The sequence below is a fragment of the Streptococcus pseudopneumoniae genome (assembly GCF_001072925.1).
GTDB classification, from domain to species: Bacteria; Bacillota; Bacilli; order Lactobacillales; family Streptococcaceae; genus Streptococcus; species Streptococcus pseudopneumoniae_Q.
On the sequence record NZ_JVHE01000037.1, the window covers coordinates 1 to 238 of the forward strand.

The 238-nt window shown below is 39.1% G+C and carries 1 protein-coding gene; it reads left to right on the top strand.

Annotated elements, in window-relative coordinates; genetic code table 11:
- The coding region (locus tag ADH81_RS01520) for an ISL3 family transposase (RefSeq protein WP_049525999.1) at nt 1-238 on the top strand (238 nt) is incomplete at both ends.

The window sequence follows — 238 nt, forward strand, 5'->3', positions numbered from 1 at the left end:
TTTATCTTTCCTTCCAACTCACATGTCTTGGGATGAATACAGCTTCAAGAAAGGTAAGATGAGTTTCATTGCACAGGATTTTGATTCCAGAAAGATCGTAGTTATCCTGGATGGGCGAACTCAAGTGACTATTCGCAATCATTTCCTTCGTTATTCTAGTCAGGTGAGAAGTCGAGTGAAAGTCATTACCATGGATATGTTTAGCCCCTACTATGATATTGCCAGAAAACTTTTTCCT